This window comes from Pseudomonas sp. W2-17 (assembly GCF_041060445.1).
Classification (GTDB): Bacteria; Pseudomonadota; Gammaproteobacteria; order Pseudomonadales; family Pseudomonadaceae; genus Aquipseudomonas.
Map to the genome: position 1 here is coordinate 316,701 of NZ_JAUFNS010000005.1, position 21,094 is coordinate 337,794.

Below are 21,094 nucleotides of genomic sequence, written 5' to 3' on the forward strand. Positions count from 1 at the left end.
CCATAGGATAAGGGCGGATTTCAGAGTTGCAATGGGTAAGGCGAAATTTCCTACTAATTTGGTCGGATTTAACGTTGCGCTCGTCCGCAAAAATGCACATGGGACATAAGCGTTGAACTAAGTCCCGCCTACACTCCTCAGAACTTTGGTCCGCGTGCGAGCGAAATCGCATTTTTTTCATGAGGAGACACCATGAGCATCGTCAAGAAAGCATCCGCCCACTGGGAAGGTGACCTGAAGTCGGGTATCGGCAGCATCTCTACTGAAACCGGCGTCCTGCGCGAAGCGCCGTACGGCTTCAAGGCCCGCTTCGAAGGCGGCAAGGGCACCAACCCGGAAGAACTGATTGGCGCGGCGCATGCCGGCTGCTTCTCAATGGCACTGTCGATGATCCTCGGTGGGGAAAATCTGACCGCTGAGAGCATCGATACCCACGCCGAAGTGACCCTTGATCAGGTGGAAGGTGGCTTTGAAATCAGCGCTGTGCACCTCATCCTCAAGGCTAAAGTGCCGGGCGCGACTCAAGAGCAATTCGAGAAACTGACCGGTATGGCAAAAGAAGGCTGCCCGGTGTCGAAACTGCTGAACGCCAAGATCACGCTCGATGCCACGCTGCTGAGCTGATTTCGCGTTACTGTTGCACTCGATGGCCCGCAATTGCGGGCCATCTTCGTTATGGACGCGCCAGAACCGGCGTGCGCCCCCACGGTCACATGCTAGACCGATGCGTATCGCACGGTGTCGAAGGAGTCGATCATGAAACGTATCGCCGCAATCCTGATTCTTGGTGCTCTGACCACCAGTGCCTTCGCTGCGCCCAAGCCGTGTGAAGAGCTCAAAGCTGAAATCGAAACGAAGATCCAGGCTCAGAGCGTCAGCTCATACACGTTGGAGATCGTGGCCAATAAAGATGTCACCGACCAGAGCATGGTCGTCGGTACTTGCGAAAACGAAACGAAAAAAATCATCTACCAGAATAACGGTCGCTAGTCCGGGCGTGAGCTGAGTATTTCGTAGGCTGTGTGTAAGCCATCTCGTGTGCGTGGCGAGGCCGAGGTAACGCGTCACGGAATACAGAAAATGTCCCCCTCCTCCGCGAGCACGTTGCGTTGCTCGTCCCGCAACTGTGCGTCGATGCTGTTGGTGATATTGCGCACGTCGAGACGATAGCGGTGGCCGGCTTCGAAGCGGTCGTAGTTGATCGTTACGTAGCAGGTTCGCTCGTTGTAGATGTCCATCGACAGGCCCATGGCGCCGGGCGCGTAGTCATAGTCGTAACGCACTTCGAGCGTGTGCTTGCCGGGCGTCACCTGAAAGAAGCGTCCGTCGTAGGTACGCACGCCGTCCAGCTTGTCGGCCATCAGGGTTTTGCCGGTGAAGGTGTGCAGGTCGACCCACGCCTGCTGGGGATCAACCGCAGGCAGCGGCCCCGCGCATCCGGCCAGAAGACTCAGGGCAACGAGGGACAGAGGCAAGCGCATGATGAACTCCGCAGCAGGACAAATGGCGATGATGGTTGCGTCAGAGGCAGGCTGTCCGGCATAACGCTGATGTTTGCACTTCATGAATATCGACGTTAAGGCTGCTGCATGATTCGATCGAAAAAGGCCTGGCTGCATCGCGGCCTGCCGGTGCTGGCGACTTTACTCCTCGGCGGCTGCTCCAGTCTTTCCTATTACTCGCAACTGGCCAGCGGCCAACTGTCCCTATTGCAGGCGCGCGAGCCGGTTGCCGACGTCATCGCTGACCCGAATCGCGACCCCACGCTGCGCGATCATCTGCGCACATCTCAGCAGGCTCGTGCGTTTGCGACCGAGCATCTGCATCTGCCTGATAACCGCAGCTATCGCCTTTACGCCGATATCCATAGCCCGTATGTCGTCTGGAACGTATTCGCGACCGGCGAATTTTCCCTTGATCCTGTCACCCATTGCTTCCCCATCGCCGGGTGCGTGGCCTATCGCGGCTACTACACCCAAGGCGCCGCGCGAGGGGATGCGGCTGTTCAGAAGCTTGAGGGCAAAGACGTGTATGTCAGCGGCGTCGAGGCGTATTCAACCCTCGGCTGGTTCGATGACCCGATCATCAGCTCGATGATGAATTGGGGCGATGAACGACTGGCCACGCTGATCTTTCATGAGTTGGCGCACCAGCGGTTTTACGTGAAGGACGACAGCGAATTCAACGAGTCCTACGCCAGTTTCGTGGAGCAGGAAGGCACACGTCAGTGGCGCGCGGCGCGGGGATTGCCTGCGGACGGCGGGTCTTCGGAGGCGCGGCGACGCGATCAACTCACCCAGTTGGCGCTCGACACCCGGGATCGGCTGAAGGCGCTGTACGCCGAGCCGCTGAGTCCGCAGGTGATGCGCGAACGCAAGGCCGCCGAGTTCGAGCGTCTGCGCAGGGAGTATCGGCAGCTGCGCGACAGTCAGTGGGGCGGCGACAAGCGCTTTGACGGCTGGGTGTATGCACCGATGAACAACGCACGGCTGCTGCCCATTGGTTTGTATGATCAATGGGTGCCGGCGTTTGAAGCATTGTTCAAGCAGGTAAAGGGCGATTGGCCCGCATTTTATTCGGCGGTGGAAAAGCTGGGCGGACTGCCCAAGGATGAACGAAAAGCGGCGCTGGAGCGGCTGGCCCAAAAAGCCTAAGCGGCATGATCGTTCCCCCGCTCCGCGTAGGAATGCCGCCCCGGACGCTCTGCGTCCAGCCGTGAGGTGACGCGGAGCGTCCCGGGATTCATTACCGCGCAGAGCGTCGGAAGGATCATCGCTTGCCTGATTGAGTGCTCTCAGCTTTTGAGAAACGCCTGATGCAGTGCGCTCACCGAATCAAAATGATAGGTCGGCGCCTCGGTCTCCAGCTCTTCGCGACTGCCAAACCCGTAACCCACCGCTGCCACGTCCAACCCGTTGCGCCTGCCGCCGATCAAATCGTGTTTGCGGTCGCCGATCATCAGCGTCTGTTTCGGATCGAGCTGCTCTTCATCCAGCAAATGCCGAATCAGCTCAACCTTGTCAGTGCGGGTACCGTCCAGCTCGCTGCCGTAGATCAGCTTGAAATGGCGCGCGAAATCGAAATGCCGGGCGATTTCATGGGCGAACACCCAGGGTTTTGATGTCGCGATGAACAGCGTGCGGCCCTGATCCGAGAGCATGTTCAGCAGTTCGAAAATGCCGTCGAACACCAGATTTTCGTATAGGCCCGTCACCTTGAAACGCTCGCGGTAAAAGCCCACAGCCTCCCAGGCCTTCGCTTCGTCGAAGTCGTAGGCGCGCATGAATTGCTGCAACAGCGGCGGGCCGATGAAGTGATCGAGCCGGGTGATGTCGGGTTCGTCGATGCCCAGCTTGCTCAAGGCAAACTGGATGGACCGGGTGATGCCTTCGCGCGGATCGGTCAGGGTGCCGTCCAGGTCGAACAGAATATTCTGGTAGTGCATGGGTGCTCTCAGCAGGGTTTGTCGAAGCCTTCGGCCAGGTGCTGGTCTTTCAGCTTCACGTAATTGGTCGCGCTGTAGGGGAAGAAGGCGATCTCTTTTTCGGTCAGCGGGCGCATCTGCTTCACCGGACGTCCGACATAGAGAAACCCGCTCTCGAGGCGTTTGCCGGGCGGCACCAGACTGCCCGCGCCGATGATGACCTCGTCCTCCACCACCGCGCCATCCATGATCGTGGTGCCCATGCCGATCAGGATGCGATTGCCGACGGTGCAGCCGTGCAGCATGACTTTATGGCCGATGGTCACTTCGTCGCCGATCAACAGCGGAAAACCGGCCGGGTTGAACGGCCCGGCGTGGGTGATGTGCAACACACTGCCGTCCTGCACGCTGGTGCGCGCGCCGATGCGGATGCGGTGCATGTCCCCACGGATGACGGTCAACGGCCAGACCGAGCTGTCGGCGCCGATTTCGACATCGCCGATCACAACCGCCGAATGGTCGACAAACGCCCGCTCGCCAAGGGCCGGGGTGTGGTTCTGGAACGTGCGAATGGCCACGATAGGCTCCTTCTCTGGCGCCGATAGCTGCGGTCGGCGCCGATTGTAATTAAGATGCGTGGGTGTTTCTTTTAGCCAAGGTGCCAAACCGTGAGCGCGAACAACCCTCTGTTGCAATCCTACGACCTGCCACCTTTCTCGGCGATTCGCGCCGAGCATGTAAAACCTGCCATCGAACAGATTCTCGCCGACAACCGCGCTGCGATTGCCGACATCCTCACCAAGCAAGGTTCGCAGCCTACATGGGCTGGCCTGGTGCTGGCGATGGACGAAATCAACGATCGCCTGGGCGCCGCCTGGAGTCCGGTCAGCCACCTGAACGCCGTGTGCAACAGCCCGGAACTGCGCGAGGCCTACGAGTCTTGCCTGCCGGCACTGAGCGCCTATTCGACCGAAATGGGCCAGAACCGCGCGCTGTTCCAGGCCTTCGAAGCCCTGGCCAACAGCCCGGAAGCGGCGAATTTCGACGTCGCCCAGAAGACCATTCTTGAACAATCGCTGCGCGATTTCCGCCTGTCGGGCATCGACCTGCCGCCAGAACAGCAAAAACGCTACGCCGAGGTGCAGAGCAAGCTGTCCGAGCTGGGCAGCCAGTTCTCTAACCAACTACTCGACGCGACCCAAGCCTGGAGCAAGCACGTCACTGACGAATCCGCCCTCGCCGGCCTGACCGATTCGGCCAAGGCGCAAATGGCCGCTGCTGCCCAGGCGAAAGAGCTGGACGGCTACCTGATCACGCTCGAGTTCCCGAGCTACTACGCCGTCATGACCTACGCCGAAGACCGCGCGCTGCGCGAAGAAGTCTACGCCGCGTACTGCACCCGCGCGTCTGACCAGGGCCCGAACGCCGCCAAAAACGACAATGGCCCGATCATGGAGCAGATTCTCGATCTGCGTCAGGAACTGGCCAAGCTACTGGGTTTTGCCAGCTTCTCCGAGCTGAGCCTGGCCACCAAAATGGCCGAGTCCAGCGACCAGGTCCTCAGCTTCCTGCGTGATCTGGCCAAGCGCAGCAAGCCGTTTGCTGTTCAGGATCTGCAGCAGCTGAAAGCCTATGCCGCCGAACAAGGCTGCCCGGACCTGCAAAGCTGGGACAGCGGTTTCTACGGCGAGAAGCTGCGCGAACAGCGCTACAGCGTTTCCCAGGAAGCCCTGCGCGCCTACTTCCCGGTCGACAAAGTGCTGACCGGCCTGTTCGCGATCGTACAAAAACTGTACGGCATCGAAATCGCCGAGCAGAAGGGCTTCGACACCTGGCACCCGGACGTCCGCCTGTTCGAAATCAAGGAAAACGGCCAGCACGTCGGGCGCTTCTTCTTTGATCTCTACGCCCGCGCCAACAAGCGTGGTGGTGCGTGGATGGACGGCGCCCGCGACCGTCGTCGCACCGCTGAAGGCACACTGCAAAGCCCGGTGGCCAATCTGGTCTGTAACTTCACCCCGGCGGTCAGCGGCAAGCCGGCGCTGCTCACCCACGATGAGGTCACCACCCTGTTCCACGAATTCGGCCACGGCCTGCACCACCTGCTGACCCGGGTCGAACACGCAGGCGCGTCGGGCATCAACGGCGTGGCATGGGATGCGGTCGAGCTGCCGAGCCAGTTCATGGAAAACTGGTGCTGGGAGCCGGAAGGCCTGGCGCTGATCTCCGGCCATTACGAAACCGGCGAGCCGCTGCCTCAGGACCTGCTGGAGAAAATGCTCGCCGCGAAGAATTTCCAGTCCGGCCTGATGATGGTCCGCCAACTGGAATTCTCGCTGTTCGACTTCGAACTGCACGCCACCCATGGCGACGGCCGCACCACGTTGCAAGTGCTCGAAGGCGTGCGTGACGAGGTGTCGGTGATGCGTCCGCCTGCGTACAACCGCTTCCCGAACAGCTTTGCCCACATCTTTGCCGGCGGTTACGCGGCGGGCTACTACAGCTACAAATGGGCCGAAGTGCTGTCTGCCGATGCGTTCTCGAAGTTCGAGGAAGAAGGCGTGTTCAACGAGCAGACCGGCCGGGCGTTCCGTGAGGCCATCCTGGCGCGGGGCGGGTCACAGGCGCCGATGGTACTGTTCGTCGACTTCCGCGGACGCGAGCCTTCGATTGACGCACTCTTGCGCCATTCGGGCTTGAGTGAGGAAGCGGCAGCATGACCGAGACACCGCGGGTGATTACCAAGAAGCGCTTCATCGCCGGGGCGGTCTGCCCGGCGTGCAGCGAGCCTGACAAGTTGATGATGTGGAACGAAGACGACGTGCCGCACCGTGAGTGCGTGCACTGTGGTTATTCCGACACCCTCAATGCGCAGGGGCAATCGATCCCGACAGAACTCGGCACACGGGTGAACAAGCCTGTGGTGAAGCCGGCCGATCCGAAGGTGCAGGGCGTGCAGTTCTTCCCGAATCCGAAGTTGAAGAAGCCGGTTGATCCAAGCTGACATCGCTGCATTTCAGTGGGACCGGCTTTAGCCGGGAAGGGGCCAGCGCAAACACTTCAATTTTGCGGAGTGCCGTCTGACGTCTTCCCGGCTAAAGCTGGTCCCACAATGTGGGCAGCATCCGCTTTCACAGCCGCCACAAAATCGTCTCGACCCCCACCACATCGGTTTTCTCAAACCAGCCTTTGACCGAGCAGAGCGCAAACACGCTGGTGCTGCATGCACCCGTGTCCATCGCCGACTTCAGCGCCGCCACATCGACATTGTTGATGTAGGCGATCCCGCGCTTGAGGCTGTCTTCGTCGCCGTAACCGCCGTGCTCCATCTCATCCAGGGCTGCCTGCTTGCTCCAGCCCTGGGCGACGATGCGGTACATCGCTGCCACCAGACCGGTGCGGTCCAGGCCGTGCTTACAGTGAATCAACACCGGACCGTTCTGCTGCGCGGTCTGAATGGCGCGCAGGCTTTCGATCACGTCCGCGTCGTCGATGTGGACCACCTGCAACGGAATCTGCACTTGCACAACGGAGGGGTCGGACAGCCATTTGCTGTCACTTTCCTTGAGGAAGTTGATCACCGTGTGAACGCCAAGCCGCTGCAGAAGCGGTTGTGCTGCAGCGTCCGGCTGGCGACTGCGGTAAAGCGTCGGCGTGATCTGGTAAAGGTTGTAGTGCGGGTCGACGAGTTGCGCCCACTGCGCCGGGCGTGACGATTGCGCCGGTGAAACATCCTCGGCTTGAGCGAGAGAGGCAGATGACACGACCAGCAGCAGGAGGAGTTGAGCAGCGAGCGGGCGAAGGCGCATGGAAGACGTACCGTGGAAACCAGCCATTTATCGATGGCGCAAGTTTTCGCTCCCCAGGGTCAAGGCGCTGTGAGGCGCGTGTCAAAAGTTGGTGAAAGCCATTGATCGGCGCCGAGGTGTTTTTCTGGATCCGCGCGTGAAGGGCATGAGCGTTTCGCGATACTGTATGCATAACCAGTTATCAAGGAGCCGTCATGTCCATTCAGTTGCCCCCACGCGGGCGCGGCACCGCGACCAACCCGCATAACCGCTTTGCGCCCAACCGATCAGTCGCCGAAGACGACGGCTGGTATCAGGAAGTGCCGCTGACCCAGGGCACCACCGTCACGCTGGAAACCGCCAAGAGCATCATCGCGCGCAACTCGTCGCCCGACATCCCCTTCGACCGCTCCATCAATCCGTACCGGGGGTGCGAGCACGGTTGTATTTATTGCTACGCCCGGCCGAGCCACGCGTATTGGGACATGTCGCCGGGGCTGGATTTCGAGACCAAGCTAATCGCCAAAACCAATGCTGCTGCCCTGCTGGAGCAGCAGCTGTCCAAGCCTGGCTACACCGTTGCGCCGATCACCCTGGGCGCGAACACCGATCCGTATCAGCCCATCGAGCGCGGATACACATTGAGCCGGGCGACGCTGGAAGTACTGCTGCGCTACCGCCATCCGGTGACGATCATCACCAAAGGCTCGCTGATCCTTCGGGATCTGGACCTGCTGGCCGAGCTGGCGAAGCTGCGGCTGGTGTCGGTGTTCATCAGCCTCACGACGCTGGACGACGAGCTCAAGCGCATCCTTGAGCCCCGTGCTGCCGCGCCCAAAGGCAGGCTGCGGGCGATCAAGGTTCTGCGTGATGCCGGTGTGCCGGTGGGCGTTTTGCTGGCGCCGATGATTCCAATGATCAATGACATGGAGCTGGAGAAGCTGATGGCCGAGGCCAAGGCCGCCGGCGCCTTGAGTGCGAGCTACGTGATGCTGCGCCTGCCGCTGGAGGTCGCCCCGTTGTTCGAAGAGTGGCTCCAGGCGCATTATCCGCAAAGGGCCGAGCACGTGATGAGCCTGGTTCGTCAGAGCCGTGGCGGCGAAGTGTACGACAGCCGCTTTGGCTCGCGAATGCGTGGCGAGGGAGTCTTCGCCGAACTGCTGGCACAGCGTTACAGCCTCGCCGTCAAGAAGCATGGCTTGAACCGGCGGGAAAGTTTTCAGCTGGACTGCACCGCGTTTTGCCCACCCGGCGGTCAGATGTCGCTGCTGTGACTCGGCTGACGTCTTAACAGCGTGATTCCATGGCCCGCGCTTGCGGTTTAGATTTTCTAACGCAAGACCCGTGATCTAGAGCCACGCATTCAGTTTCAATTAAGTTTGCGTCGTTAAGGTGAGTCGGAAGTGACCGATTGGTCTTGTAGGAAAATTAACGCAAGAAGACCAGAAAAAAGTGGGTCATCCACAGGATTCGCCGGAAAATCCACTTAAATCCGTCAGAGAGGATGAAACATGAGTGACCAGGATAAGCAGCCTCAGGCTGCAACGACAGGCGTAACGCCTCAGGTGGAAACCGCCGAAATGGCGCTGAAGCAGATCGTTGATGGCTTCAAGCATTTCCGCCATGACGTCTTCCCTCAGCAGGAAGAACTGTTCAAGAAACTCGCCACCGCTCAACATCCCCGGGCCATGTTCATCACCTGCGCCGACTCGCGCATCGTCCCGGAACTCATCACGCAAAGTTCGCCGGGCGACCTGTTCGTCACCCGTAACGTGGGTAACGTCGTCCCGCCTTATGGCCCCATGAATGGCGGCGTTTCGACGGCCATTGAATATGCCGTCCTGGCCCTTGGCGTGCAGCACATCATCGTCTGCGGCCACTCCGATTGCGGGGCCATGCGCGCCGTTCTCAACCCCGACACCCTGGAAAAGATGCCGACGGTCAAAGCCTGGCTGCGTCACGCCGAGGTCGCCAAGACCGTTGTGCAGGACAACTGCAACTGCACCAGCGAACACGAAACCATGCACGTGCTCACCGAAGAAAACGTTATCGCGCAGCTGCAACATCTGCGCACGCACCCCTCCGTGGCTTCCAAGCTGGCCAGCGGTCAGCTGTTCATCCACGGCTGGGTTTACGACATCGAGACCAGCGAAATCCGCGCCTACGATGCCGAGCAGGACTGCTTTCTGCCGTTGGATGGCGACCACCCGGTGCCGATGGCGTCGATCCCCCGCGGTCGATATTGATCGCCGGCTGACCCGCTGCGCCTGAGTGCAGCGGCGTCGGCCCTGACGCATCCATCCTCATACAAGCTCGTAGCGGCCGCGTTCAGCGCGTGTCGCCCGGCGTTGTCACGTCTGAATTCCGGAGAGTCGTCATGGCTACTACTGATCTGAAAGCGTTGTTACCACGGGAGCTGCTGGCTTCCGTGGTGGTTTTTCTGGTGGCCCTGCCGCTGTGCATGGGCATCGCCATTGCGTCCGGCATGCCGCCGTCCAAAGGTTTGATCACCGGCATCATCGGCGGTCTGGTGGTGGGCTGGCTGGCAGGTTCGCCGCTTCAGGTCAGCGGCCCGGCGGCAGGTCTGGCGGTGCTGGTGTTCGAGCTGGTCCGTGAACACGGCATGGCCATGCTCGGGCCGATTTTGCTGCTCGCCGGTGCGCTGCAGTTGCTGGCCGGTCGCTTGAAGCTCGGCTGCTGGTTTCGCGTCACGGCACCGGCGGTGGTGTACGGCATGCTGGCGGGCATCGGCGTACTGATCGTGCTTTCCCAGGTCCACGTCATGTTCGACAGCGGGCCCAAGCCTTCCGGGCTGGACAATCTGGTGGCGTTTCCGCAGACCGTTATCGGTGCGATGGGGATGGGCAGTGCCATGCAGGCCGGTCTTCTCGGCCTGGGCACCATCGCCATCATGTGGCTGTGGGAAAAGCGTCGGCCCCATGCACTGCGGTTCGTGCCAGGCGCCCTGTTAGGCGTCGGTATTGCGACGGTGGTGAGTCTGGTGATGAGCTTGCAGGTCAAGCGCGTCGAGGTCCCGGCCAACCTTGCTGAAGCCATCGACTGGCTGCGCCCTGCAGACCTGCTGAACCTGGCCGATCCTGCCATTCTGATTGCCGCCATTGCCGTGGCCTTCATTGCCAGCGCTGAAACCCTGTTGTCGGCAGCGGCAGTGGATCGCATGCACGACGGCCAGCGTTCGGACTTCGACAAAGAGCTCAGCGCCCAAGGCGTGGGCAACATGCTCTGCGGTCTGGTCGGCGCGTTGCCGATGACCGGCGTGATCGTGCGCAGTTCGGCCAACGTGCAGGCGGGTGCGAAGACGCGTCTGTCGGCGATGTTCCACGGTCTGTGGCTGCTGGCGTTCGTGCTGCTGCTGTCCAGCGTGTTGCAGAGCATTCCTGTGGCGAGCCTGGCCGGCGTGCTGGTCTACACCGGCGTGAAGCTGGTGAATGTTCAGGCGCTCAAGGGGCTGGGGCGTTATGGCCGCATGCCAATGTTCATCTATGGCGCGACTGCCAGTGCGATTGTCCTGACTGACCTGCTGACGGGCGTGTTGATCGGCTTTGGCTTGACCCTGGTGAAGCTGGCGCTGAATGCATCGCGCTTGAAGATCAATCTAGTCGACCTGCCGGCCGAGGGCGAAATGGAGCTGCGCCTCAATGGTTCTGCCACGTTCCTCAAGGTGCCGGCGCTGACGCAGACGCTGGAAACCGTGCCGCCTGGCACCACGCTGCATGTGCCGCTGGGCAACCTGAGGTATATCGACCATTCCTGCCTGGAGCTGCTGGAGGAGTGGGGTCGGGCCAATGCCGCCCAGGGCTCGCGTTTGCTGTTGGAGCAACGGCTGCTCAAGCGTCGCGTCGAAGGGCGGATCCGCACGTCGATCGGAGGGGCAGCGCTGCACTGAAGCGGGTAAAGGGAGTGCGGGATCAGTCTTTCCCGCGCTCCAGTTCCAGCCCTACGCCCAACTGACGTGACAGGCTGGGCCAGCGTTTCCACGCCGCATCGGTGTCCGGGCTGGCGAGGCGCTCGCGGTAGGCTTCCACCGATTCCAGCGAAAAGCTGTCGTCATTGAGCATTTCGTCGATGGCGTGATGCACCACTTCGTCCAGCTGATTGGCAAACGATTCGCCGATCAGTTGGTGGGCGATGACGCTCGCCACCGTGGTGTTCATCGGGATCAGCGGCTGACCGAAATGCTTGATGTACAGATCATTCACTTCTTCCACCAGCCGGTGGGCCAGATAGGCTTCGTCCAGCAGACCGTCCAGCCCTTCGTGGCCCGCCATGATGGCGGGAGGCGCGCTGAAGAATTGCTCGGCGATTTTCAGGACCGGCTTGATCTGGCTTTCAATGCCCGCCTGCAACGCCACGTCATGGGCGGCGTCCAGCAAGTCCGGCACCTGACCGATGTAGGCAATGACGAAACGCGTCAGCACGCCTCGCGCGTCTACGTCAGGCAGGTGAATGGAGGGGTGCAGATGAGGAAGTTGCGACTCCAACTGGCGCGCTAGCTGACCGGATTGGTTTTCGTGTTCCTGAGCTCGGGTGATCTGCTCGCGCAATGCGGCGGTGTTCATGGATGCTCCATAGGCAGTGAAACCAGACGGTCATTATAGGGAAGTCCATACCTTAGCTTGCCCACAAATGGCGCTAAGACGTAATTGTCATAACAGTTTCATGGTTATGTGCATAATCGCGCGACCGTGGATCACTCATTGTGCTGAACTCATGACCCGAACCCAGAAAACCGTTTTCATCCTGGCGGCCATCGTGGCGCTGGTGCTTGGCCTGACCGTCTACCGTGTGCTGTCCGGGCCAGATCAGGGCGACCAGACCGCGCTCGTCAACGCGGGCATTATCCTTCTCCCGCAGAGCCGCACTGTGCCGGATCTCTCGTTCACCGATCAGGACGCCCAGCCCCTTTCACTGAGCCAATTGAAGGGCAAATGGACGGTGCTGTTCTTCGGTTACACCTTCTGCCCGGACATCTGCCCGACCACCCTCGCCCAGCTGCGTCAGATCAAAAGCGAGCTGCCCAGTGAGGCCGTCGACAAACTGCGCATCGTGCTGGTCAGCGTCGATCCTGATCGCGACACCCCGCAACAGCTCAAGCAATACCTGGGTTATTTCGACAAGCAGTTCGTCGGTCTGCGGGCGCCGGTCGATACGCTGCAGAAGCTGGCGAATGCCGTGAGCATCCCGTACATTCCGGCGGACACCAGCAAGCCGGGCTATACAGTCGACCACAGCGGCAACCTCGCCCTCCTGGGCCCCGACGGTACCCAACGCGGTTTCATCCGCGCGCCGCTGAACAGCCAGAAGCTGGTGGCGCAGTTGCCGGGGCTGGTTGAGAAAAAGTAAGGACTGATGATCTCGGCGTTGCGCCGAGATCATTGGTGTGTGGCGATCAGAACGCCGGAACCACGGCGCCTTTGTACTTATCAACGATGAATGCCTTGGTTTCCGGGCTGTGCAGCGCGGCGACCAGTTTCTGGATGGCCGGGGCATCCTTGTTGTCTTCGCGGGTCACGAGGATGTTCGCGTATGGCGACTCCGCCCCTTCGATGATCAGCGCATCCTTGGTCGGATCAAGCTTGGCGGTCAGGGCGTAGTTGGTGTTGATCAGCGCCAGATCCACCTGCGTCAGTACCCGGGGCAGGGTCGCTGCTTCCAGCTCGCGGAATTTCAGGTTTTTGGGGTTCTGCTGCACGTCGCTCGGCTTGGCGGTGATGCTGGTCGGATCCTTCAGGGTAATCAGACCGGCCTTGACCAGCAGCAACAGCGCGCGGCCCTCGTTGGTGGCGTCATTAGGAATGGCCACGTTGGCGCCATCCGGCAGCTCCGCCAGGCTCTTGAGCGTGGACGAGTACGCGCCAAAAGGTTCGATGTGAACCTTGGCCACGCTCACCAGATGGGTGCCCTTGCCCTTGTTGAACTCATCCAGATACGGCTGGTGCTGGAAGAAGTTGGCGTCCATGCGGTTCTGGTCGACCTGCACATTCGGCTGAACGTAATCGCCGAACACCTTCACGTTCAGCGTCACACCTTCCTTCGCCAGCATCGGCTTCACGAACTCGAGAATCTCGGCGTGTGGCACGGCGGAGGCCGCGACGGTCAGGGTCTCATCAGCATGGGCGGACAGGGCCGCCACGGCCGCGAATACAGCCAACAACTTCTTCATTTCTACTACTCCTGAAACGCACGCGCAGTGGCGTGCATCAGCCGGTCAGTGACCGGCGAATTCGGTTAACGGTGTGAAAAATGCGCGACCAGTCTGTCGCCAACGGTTTGCAGGATCTGCACCAGCACCAGCAGCAATACGACCGTCACAAACATCACATCGTTCTGGAAGCGTTGGTAACCGTAGCGAATCGCCAGATCGCCTAATCCACCGGCGCCGACCGCACCGGCCATGGCCGTGAACGACACCAGCGCAATCGCGGTCACGGTGATCGCCGCCAGGATGCCCGGGCGTGCTTCAGGCAACAGCGCCTTGATCACGATTTGCCGGGTCGTCGCGCCCATCGCCTGAGTGGCTTCGATGATCCCGCGATCCACTTCCCGCAGGGCGGTTTCCACCAGGCGCGCGAAGAACGGCGTGGCGCCTGCGATCAATGGCGGCAGCGTGCCGAGAATGCCCAGCGAGGTGCCGGTGATGATTTCCGTCAGGGGCATCATCACGATCAGCAGAATGATGAACGGCAGCGCTCGCAGCATGTTCACGATCAAGCCGACGGTGGTGTAGACCGGCTTGTTCTCAAGCAACTGACGCGGCGAGGTCAGGAACATCAGCACGCCCAGGGGCAGGCCCAGCAGGACGGTAAAGGCCAGTGAGACACCAAGCATGATCAGGGTGTCGCCGGTCGCCAGCCAGATTTCGTACCAGTCGACGTTGGAAAACAGGTTGAGAAAAGTGTCCATCAGCGCAGGACCTCCATATGAACGTCGGCTGCGGTGAAGCGGGCGAACGCGGCGTCCATGTCACCACCGGTGATGGCCAGCGTCAGTTGCCCGTAAGGCGTGTCTTTGATGCGGTCGATACGGCCGGCCAGAATGCTGTAGTCCACACCGGTTTCCCGCGCGACCGTTCCCAGCAATGGCGCGTAGGTCGCTTCGCCCTGAAACGTCAGGCGCACGATACGGCCCTGAACATGGGCGAAATCGCTGTTCAGCTGGTTTTCGTCGACCTCTTCGTCTTCCTGCACAAAGCGGCGAGTCGTCGGGTGCTTGGGGTGCAGAAACACATCGGCCACAGCGCCCTGTTCGACGATCACGCCCGCATCCATGACCGCCACCTGATCGCAGACGCGACGGATCACGTCCATTTCGTGGGTGATCAACACGATGGTCAGGTTAAGTTCGCGATTGATCTCGGCCAGCAGCTGCAACACCGACGCGGTGGTTTGCGGGTCGAGGGCGCTGGTGGCCTCGTCGCACAGCAGAATCTTCGGCTTGGTCGCCAGCGCGCGGGCGATGCCGACCCGCTGCTTCTGACCGCCGGACAATTGCGCCGGGTATTTTCTGGCGTGATCGGAAAGCCCCACGCGGGCGAGCAATTCGGCCACACGCTGATCGATCTGCGCGCGGGACATGTCTCCGGCCAGCGTCAGCGGCATGGCGACGTTGTCGGCCACTGTCTTGGACGACAGCAGATTGAAGTGCTGGAAGATCATGCCGACCTGGCGGCGGAAGCCGCGCAGACCGTCGGCGTCCAGTGCGGTGACATCGACGTCATCGACGAGAATCTTGCCGCCGCTCGGTGCTTCAAGGCGGTTGATCAGGCGCAGCATCGTGCTCTTGCCGGCGCCGGAGTGGCCAATCAGACCAAACACCTGGCCGTTTTCGATGCGCAGGCTGGTGGGGTGCAGCGCGGGAATTTCCCGGTCGGCAACCCGATAGGTTTTGTGGACGTTTTGGAACTCGATCACGGAGCGAACCTTGTGGGGCGCGTTGAAAAATCAGCGTGGAGACTCAGGCCTTCATCACGCTGCTGAGCGATGCCATTTCGGCTTCGGCTGGGTAAACCGGGCGCGCATTTTAGCCTGTCGAATCCAGGTTGGGCCCAGCCTTCTTAGCATTTATTTTCGCACTGGACCTGCCGAACGGTCATATGGATGGCCGACTGTCAGTCCGGCGATGGAAATCGAAGAATCGGAAAAACAAACGGAACGGCTGTTTTCATCGTCAGTCACTTACTTAGCGCCTGAATATTGCCTGACTTCGTGTCAGGCATTTCCGCCTACGAGCTCCTGCTGCCTCCACACCATGGAATGCCGAACGAGGAGCCGTCTGAACCGAGGAGTTTTGTCTGATGAGTAAGAACACCAATCCACCTGTTAGCCCCAAAGCCAACAGCGAACTGGCTGGCACTGACACGCTGGACCGTGGCAATACCAACGCCAAGGTTGAAAGCCTTGAAACGTTCCGCTCCGACGCTACCGGCGAGGCTTTGCGCACCAATCAGGGCGTTAAGATCTCCGACAACCAGAACACGCTGAAAGTCGGATCGCGCGGCCCATCGCTGCTCGAAGACTTCATCATGCGCGAGAAGATCACCCACTTTGACCATGAACGCATCCCGGAGCGCATCGTCCACGCGCGCGGCACCGCGGCCCACGGTTACTTCCAGACCTACGAGAACCATTCGGCGCTGTCAAAAGCTGAATTCCTGCGCGACCCGGGCAAGAAAACCCCGGTCTTCACGCGCTTTTCCACGGTCCAGGGCCCACGTGGCTCCGGCGATACCGTCCGTGACGTACGCGGTTTTGCGGTCAAGTTCTATACCGGCGAAGGCAACTACGACTTGGTCGGCAACAACATGCCGGTGTTCTTCATTCAGGATGCGATCAAGTTTCCCGATTTCGTGCACGCGGTGAAGCCAGAGCCTCACAACGAAATCCCTACCGGCGGCTCGGCCCACGACACCTTCTGGGACTTCGTTTCCCTGGTGCCGGAATCCGCGCACATGGTGCTGTGGACCATGTCCGACCGTGCGATCCCGAAAAGCCTGCGTTCGATGCAAGGCTTCGGCATTCACACGTTCCGCATGATCAACACCGAAGGCAAATCCACATTCGTCAAATTCCACTGGAAGCCCAAGTACGGTACTTGCTCTCTGGTGTGGGACGAAGCGCAGAAGCTGGCGGGCAAGGACACTGACTTCCATCGCCGCGACCTGTGGGAGTCCATCGAGATGGGCGACTACCCGGAATGGGAACTGGGCGTTCAGATCATCGCAGAAGAAGACGAGCACAAGTTCGACTTCGACATTCTGGACCCGACCAAAATCATCCCGGAAGAGCTGGTGCCGGTGACGCCGCTGGGCAAGATGGTGCTCAACCGCAACCCGGACAACTACTTCGCTGAGACCGAGCAGGTTGCTTTCTGCCCAGGTCATGTCGTGCCGGGTATCGACTTCTCCAACGATCCACTGCTGCAGGGTCGTCTTTTTTCCTACACCGACACGCAGATCAGCCGACTCGGTGGGCCGAACTTCCACGAGATTCCGATCAACCGTCCAGTCTCGCCGAACCACAACAACCAGCGTGATGCTCAACACCGCACCACTATCGACAAGGGTCGTGCTTCCTACGAACCCAACTCGATCGACGGCGGCTGGCCGAAAGAAACCCCTGCAGGTCCGCAGGATGGCGGCTTCGAGACGTATCCAGAACGCATCGAAGCGCACAAAGTGCGTGAACGCAGCCCGTCGTTTGGCGATCACTTCTCCCAAGCCACGCTGTTCTTCAACAGCATGAGCGAGCACGAGAAAGAGCACATCATCGCGGCATACAGCTTCGAGCTGGGCAAGGTTGAACGTGAGCACATCCGCGCACGTCAGGTGAACGAGATTCTCGCGAACATCGACCTCACCTTGGCTAAACGTGTGGCTGAAAACCTTGGTTTACCGGCCCCGAAAGCAGCGACTGTCAAAGCGCAAAGCAACGGCAAGTTGACCGTCGACAAGTCTCCACTGCTGAGCCAAGCGAACCTGCTGCCTGCTGACATTGCTTCGCGCAAAGTAGCTATCCTGGTTGCAAACGGTGTCGACGACAAAGCGGTAGCGGCGATGAAAGCGGCGGTGGAAGCCGAAGGCGCACACGCCAAGGTGCTGGGCCCTACCTCCGCGCCTGTTAAAACTGCGAGTGGTGCGTCCCTGGCCGTTGATGCTTCGATGGAAGGTTTGCCATCGGTCGCGTTCGACGCCGTGTTCATCCCGGGCGGCGACGCTTCGATCAAAGCCCTGAGCGGCGACGGCGTAGCACTGCATTACGTGCTTGAGGCGTACAAGCACCTCAAAGCCATTGCTTACGCGGGTGATGCACAGAAACTGATCGACCTGCTGCGTCTGGAAGTCGATGCGGGCTTGCTGGCAGTCTCGGACAGCGCCTCGTTCAAGGCGTTCTTCGATGCGATTCAGCAGCACCGCGTCTGGGCTCGTGAGCCGAAAGCGAAGGCTATTCCTGCGTAATTTGCGGGGCTAGCAGTAACAAAAAAGGCGTTGCCCGCGAGGGCAACGCCTTTTCTTTTGATCAAAAATCGATCAGAGCTGAGCGGGTTTCAAGACGATCTTCGCAGACTCGGTGCGCTCGATTTCGCGCTGCATCTGCAACTCGAAATCCGGGTTGATCTTCGTTGTGCGTTTTAGCGCGTGCTCCTGGGGTATTGCTCGCTTAACTCGAAGAGGGTTTTCCCTTTGATTCCTCAGGCAAGCTATCGCTGCTGAAACTCGAAGTGTTCCGCCATTATAGTTATGGCAGTTCTAGTGTTTTTACCCATAAAACCTAGCACTTCGATGAACCATGATAATGACTCCCCTAAACTACCAACTTTGCCTTCATCAATTGATAGTAAGCAGATTGCCAGTCTGGCCATTAATACTTGGGGATCCCTTAGCTCCCTACTTTCTCCTCGAGAGTCGATCAAGCTCCACCACGCGGCGGCTTCAGCTCTACACTGCTCGCTTGTACACGTTCCAGCGATATAACCTTCAACAAAGTGCACTGGGTCTCTTTCCCATCCTGCATACTCGATTTCTAACGCATTCAGGACTTTAATCATGTAAGAAACGTAGTGCCTTTGTGCCGCCAAATTATCTTTGGGCCAAATAATAGAATTAATTGATAGGCTCATTCACCAACTCCGAAATAACCCAAAAAGGCGCGGCAGGAACCACACGCTTTTTTGGGCGTTTTGTGTCCATTTCCAGACCCTCTAATGTTCACTGGTCGACTATTTGCCAGATTAAAGGCGGCCGTCCCCTTTACACTCATGTGTTACTGATACTGGGCTTGAATCAGTCCCAGGCCGGGATCAGCTTGGGTTTGACCTTGGGGCGGACCAAGGTGGGTGACGTAGGAGTTAATGGGTCCGTCCCCTTGACTATTAAATATGCACCACACTGAACATTTCTCTGTTTCGCAAGATTGCTAAGGTCATCTGCTTCCCCGCACTTAATATATGGATAAAGGGGCTCCATCCCCTTTAGCCTTTTTATTTACGTCAGCGCGTATTTGCCGACACGAAACTCATAAAGATCTTCACTGTAACTTTCGGTGTAGTCGATAGTGATTTCTGTACTAAGGTCAGTGCTTATCAGTCTGACTTCATCGCTTTGATGCTTGTTGAATTCGAAATCCATATTTAAATTAAAATTACGGACAATATATGCACCACAATATCGCCAGTCCTCGTCCATCAAAAGATAATAGTCGCCACCATTTGCTTTTGATAAGCAATGCCTCAGGCATTCATATAGAACGGAAAATTCAGTATTTTCCGAGAATGTATTTTCATTTTTTACTAGCTTATTAATTATATTATCTGTCTCAGTCAGGCTCAGAAAGAGTCGGTCTTCTGGGTCGATGCCGATAAGGAATTTAAGCTTTTCTTTATATCTTTCACGCAGGCTGTTGCCGTGAGCTTTTCTGTACAGCAATTCTTTTTTATAAGGATCAATAGTCATTGGCAGCATCCTTCGGCGTAGAAAGCTTTCCCTTTTCCATTTCGAAGCTGTGGGCGACCATATTTACTCATTCTCGGATTTCCGATGCTATCAACTTTCACCCGTCCAGCTTCCCAGTGCGGTTTGTCTGGGTGGCTGACATCCATTGTTTGCTGTTGAACAGATGAAAAACCTGTGCCACCGCCAGTTCGGGGCGTTTCATACGTGAATTCCAATCCCGACGAGTTCCTAGATTGGCTAACTGGCTGTTGGCTAGTGGGAATGCCGGCTTGTCTCATCGCTTCCCGTCGCGCAGCCCTTGAGGTAAGAAACGGGTTGTATTCCCCGCCAAGAGGGTCATTGCTTAAACCGCTTGGATCTACCCATAGCACCGGGTTAGGTGCGTAGTGGTAAAAGTTTAGCCCACCACTGTATCCAATGGGATCCTTGCTGATAAACCTTCCGAGACTTGGATCATAGTACCGATGCCGGTTGTAGTGCAGGCCGGTTTCGTGGTCGTGGTATTGGCCCTGGAATCGAATCGGGTTGGTCAGGCCGATTTGTTGGGCGAATTCAGAGCGATGTTCGCTTGCTTCGCCCCACGCTTTGTATTGCGCGCTCCAGGCGGTGTTGCCGTTTTGGTCGGTGATTTCCTGCGGGGTGCCGAGGTGGTCGCATTGGTACCAGGCCAGGACGTCAATCGGCAGCGCGACGGGTTTGTAGTTCCAGAGCGGGTCTTCTTTGAAGTTGTAGCGCCCGGTGTAAGTTGGCTGGCTTACGAGGCGGATGGTTTCGTGGCGGATGGCCTGGGCCACCGGCACGAAGGTGCCGGGTTCATGGATGTAGTGGACGGTGCGGCCGAGTGCGCCCGCGTATGGCGGCGGGCTGCTTTCCCACGCCAGGTTGTCGCCATCCCAGCCGTACAGGGTGAAGCCGCAGCCGAGCTCGCGCTCTTTGCGGGCGTGTTCGTTTTCGTTCCAGCCGGTGCCGGCTTCGGGACGTGGCCTGTAGTGCGCTTTCGAGAATTTGTAGAGGCGGCGTCCGAGGGGGTCGTAGCCGAAGTCCACAGTCAGACGCGGATCGCGGAAGTGCACCAGCCGATCAAAAAGGTCCCAGTGCAGTTCGCTGCGCAGGCCGTTGGTCCAGCGCTCGGTCTGGTTGCCGCGTTCGTCGTATTCGTAGTGGTTGCCGGCGTAGTCGCGTACCAGGTTGTCCACGAGTTTATGGCGGACCGGTTCGGGGTCGAGTGGGCGGCGTACGGGTGCGGCGCTGTCATCGAGCAGGTTGCTCGCAGGGTCGAAGGCGAAGGTTTCCACGCCCAAGCGGCTGGTAGCGCTGAGCAGGCGACTGACCGGGTCGTAGCGATACGAAAGTGGGCCGCGGCGGCTGTCGTTGATGTCGGTGAGTTGGCCAGCTGCGTCGTATCGGTAAGCACGTTTGATCAGGACGGATTTATCGTCGCTGCGCCCTAACAATTGTTCCTGCAAGCGTCCCGCCGGGTCCCATGCCTGGGTTTGCAGCAGGTTATTGCCCTGATGACGAGCGACTTCGCGATGCAGATCATCGCGTTCGTAACTGAGGAGTTCATGCTCGTCGAGCTTTAGCCCCAGCAGATGACCGCTGCCGTAGGTCAGCCAGCTGACGCGGTGGCCGTCCGGGCGGATGGTCGCGACGCGGTTATTGAGCGCGTCGTACTCATGCTGCCAGACGGCAACCAGTGGCTTATCCAGGTTCGAGTAATGCTGGTGCTCGCGCAGCAGGTTGCCCGCTGGATCGTGGAACCATTGCAGACGGCTGTTGGCGTTAATCGCCATGACCAGATTTCCGTTGCCGTCGTAGGCAAAGGTTTCGCTCTGGGACTTTTCGCCGAGCGTGGCCCGGCGTTCGGTCAGGCGGCCCATTGGGTCGAAGGTCAGTGCGATGGTGCGCTGGCCG

21 protein-coding genes are annotated in these 21,094 nt (G+C 59.2%); 10 read left to right on the forward strand and 11 right to left on the reverse strand.

Annotated features, from left to right (window positions below; translation table 11 throughout):
- Positions 1-192: 192 nt before the first annotated feature.
- Both QWI20_RS08890 and QWI20_RS08895 read left to right on the forward strand, forming a co-directional pair.
- Entirely contained in the window at positions 193-624 is a 432-nt protein-coding gene (locus QWI20_RS08890; RefSeq protein ID WP_237250246.1) for an OsmC family protein, read from the forward strand.
- A 132-nt stretch (positions 625-756) separates the two neighbouring features.
- A complete protein-coding gene (locus tag QWI20_RS08895; RefSeq protein ID WP_369305135.1) occupies positions 757-990 on the forward strand; it encodes a DUF1161 domain-containing protein in 234 nt (77 codons plus the stop codon).
- A gap of 74 nt (positions 991-1,064) precedes the next feature.
- Here QWI20_RS08895 and QWI20_RS08900 read toward each other — a convergent pair whose 3' ends face one another.
- Positions 1,065-1,481 carry a hypothetical protein gene (locus QWI20_RS08900; protein ID WP_369305136.1) on the reverse strand — a complete coding sequence of 139 codons (417 nt, stop codon included), beginning with the start codon at positions 1,479-1,481 and terminating at the stop codon, positions 1,065-1,067.
- A gap of 108 nt (positions 1,482-1,589) precedes the next feature.
- Here QWI20_RS08900 and QWI20_RS08905 point away from each other — a divergent pair, with 108 nt between their 5' ends.
- Entirely contained in the window at positions 1,590-2,654 is a 1,065-nt protein-coding gene (locus QWI20_RS08905; RefSeq protein ID WP_369305137.1) for an aminopeptidase, read from the forward strand.
- A 140-nt stretch (positions 2,655-2,794) separates the two neighbouring features.
- Here QWI20_RS08905 and QWI20_RS08910 read toward each other — a convergent pair whose 3' ends face one another.
- Together QWI20_RS08910 and QWI20_RS08915 are read right to left on the reverse strand one after the other, a co-directional pair.
- Complete coding sequence (locus tag QWI20_RS08910; protein ID WP_369305138.1) at positions 2,795-3,445, reverse strand: HAD family hydrolase; 651 nt, start codon at positions 3,443-3,445, stop codon at positions 2,795-2,797.
- An 8-nt stretch (positions 3,446-3,453) separates the two neighbouring features.
- Positions 3,454-4,002, reverse strand: a complete 549-nt coding sequence (locus QWI20_RS08915) for a gamma carbonic anhydrase family protein (protein ID WP_369305139.1) — start codon at positions 4,000-4,002, stop codon at positions 3,454-3,456.
- 90 nt (positions 4,003-4,092) lie between these two features.
- Between QWI20_RS08915 and prlC the strand changes: the two genes are divergently transcribed.
- The gene (prlC, locus tag QWI20_RS08920; protein ID WP_369305140.1) at positions 4,093-6,144 is read left to right on the forward strand and encodes an oligopeptidase A; all 2,052 of its coding nucleotides are present in this window, start codon (positions 4,093-4,095) and stop codon (positions 6,142-6,144) included.
- Positions 6,141-6,428 carry a YheV family putative zinc ribbon protein gene (locus QWI20_RS08925; RefSeq protein WP_192174426.1) on the forward strand — a complete coding sequence of 96 codons (288 nt, stop codon included), beginning with the start codon at positions 6,141-6,143 and terminating at the stop codon, positions 6,426-6,428. The genes prlC and QWI20_RS08925 overlap by 4 nt, the downstream gene beginning before the upstream one ends.
- A 127-nt stretch (positions 6,429-6,555) precedes the next feature.
- Here QWI20_RS08925 and QWI20_RS08930 read toward each other — a convergent pair whose 3' ends face one another.
- Entirely contained in the window at positions 6,556-7,233 is a 678-nt protein-coding gene (locus QWI20_RS08930) for a dual specificity protein phosphatase family protein (protein ID WP_369305141.1), read from the reverse strand.
- 194 nt (positions 7,234-7,427) lie between these two features.
- On the opposite strand from QWI20_RS08930, the gene QWI20_RS08935 reads away from it, so the two are divergent.
- The 3 genes from QWI20_RS08935 to QWI20_RS08945 all read left to right on the forward strand — a co-directional run bounded on the left by QWI20_RS08935 (position 7,428) and on the right by QWI20_RS08945 (position 11,119).
- Positions 7,428-8,486 (forward strand): PA0069 family radical SAM protein, encoded by a 1,059-nt coding sequence (locus QWI20_RS08935; RefSeq protein WP_369305142.1) that lies wholly within the window; start codon positions 7,428-7,430, stop codon positions 8,484-8,486.
- A 237-nt stretch (positions 8,487-8,723) separates the two neighbouring features.
- Complete coding sequence (locus QWI20_RS08940) at positions 8,724-9,458, forward strand: carbonic anhydrase (protein ID WP_369305143.1); 735 nt, start codon at positions 8,724-8,726, stop codon at positions 9,456-9,458.
- Between the two features lie 131 nt (positions 9,459-9,589).
- Positions 9,590-11,119: a SulP family inorganic anion transporter gene (locus QWI20_RS08945; protein WP_369305144.1), complete on the forward strand. Its 1,530-nt coding sequence runs from the start codon at positions 9,590-9,592 to the stop codon at positions 11,117-11,119.
- A 22-nt stretch (positions 11,120-11,141) separates the two neighbouring features.
- Here QWI20_RS08945 and QWI20_RS08950 read toward each other — a convergent pair whose 3' ends face one another.
- A complete protein-coding gene (locus QWI20_RS08950; RefSeq protein ID WP_192174431.1) occupies positions 11,142-11,792 on the reverse strand; it encodes a hypothetical protein in 651 nt (216 codons plus the stop codon).
- Between the two features lie 151 nt (positions 11,793-11,943).
- Here QWI20_RS08950 and QWI20_RS08955 point away from each other — a divergent pair, with 151 nt between their 5' ends.
- Positions 11,944-12,576, forward strand: coding sequence for an SCO family protein (locus tag QWI20_RS08955; protein WP_369305145.1), 633 nt, complete (start codon positions 11,944-11,946; stop codon positions 12,574-12,576).
- 46 nt (positions 12,577-12,622) lie between these two features.
- Here the strand turns inward: QWI20_RS08955 and QWI20_RS08960 are convergent, their stop codons facing one another.
- From QWI20_RS08960 to QWI20_RS08970, 3 genes are all read right to left on the reverse strand, one after another.
- Positions 12,623-13,396, reverse strand: a complete 774-nt coding sequence (locus QWI20_RS08960; protein WP_369305146.1) for a MetQ/NlpA family ABC transporter substrate-binding protein — start codon at positions 13,394-13,396, stop codon at positions 12,623-12,625.
- Positions 13,397-13,461: 65 nt separating this feature from the next.
- Positions 13,462-14,136: a methionine ABC transporter permease gene (locus QWI20_RS08965; protein ID WP_065987960.1), complete on the reverse strand. Its 675-nt coding sequence runs from the start codon at positions 14,134-14,136 to the stop codon at positions 13,462-13,464.
- The gene (locus QWI20_RS08970) at positions 14,136-15,143 is read right to left on the reverse strand and encodes a methionine ABC transporter ATP-binding protein (protein ID WP_369305147.1); all 1,008 of its coding nucleotides are present in this window, start codon (positions 15,141-15,143) and stop codon (positions 14,136-14,138) included. Before QWI20_RS08970 ends, QWI20_RS08965 begins: the two co-directional genes overlap by 1 nt.
- A 383-nt stretch (positions 15,144-15,526) precedes the next feature.
- Here QWI20_RS08970 and katE point away from each other — a divergent pair, with 383 nt between their 5' ends.
- Positions 15,527-17,686, forward strand: coding sequence for a catalase HPII (gene katE, locus QWI20_RS08975; RefSeq protein ID WP_369305148.1), 2,160 nt, complete (start codon positions 15,527-15,529; stop codon positions 17,684-17,686).
- Between the two features lie 242 nt (positions 17,687-17,928).
- On the opposite strand, the gene QWI20_RS08980 is transcribed toward katE, so the two are convergent.
- From QWI20_RS08980 to QWI20_RS08990, 3 genes are all read right to left on the reverse strand, one after another.
- Positions 17,929-18,348 carry a hypothetical protein gene (locus QWI20_RS08980; protein WP_369305149.1) on the reverse strand — a complete coding sequence of 140 codons (420 nt, stop codon included), beginning with the start codon at positions 18,346-18,348 and terminating at the stop codon, positions 17,929-17,931.
- 364 nt (positions 18,349-18,712) lie between these two features.
- Entirely contained in the window at positions 18,713-19,180 is a 468-nt protein-coding gene (locus tag QWI20_RS08985; RefSeq protein ID WP_369305150.1) for a hypothetical protein, read from the reverse strand.
- Positions 19,177-21,094 (reverse strand): RHS repeat-associated core domain-containing protein (locus tag QWI20_RS08990; protein WP_369305151.1); only part of this gene is annotated, 1,918 nt, incomplete at its 5' end. The genes QWI20_RS08990 and QWI20_RS08985, both read right to left, overlap by 4 nt.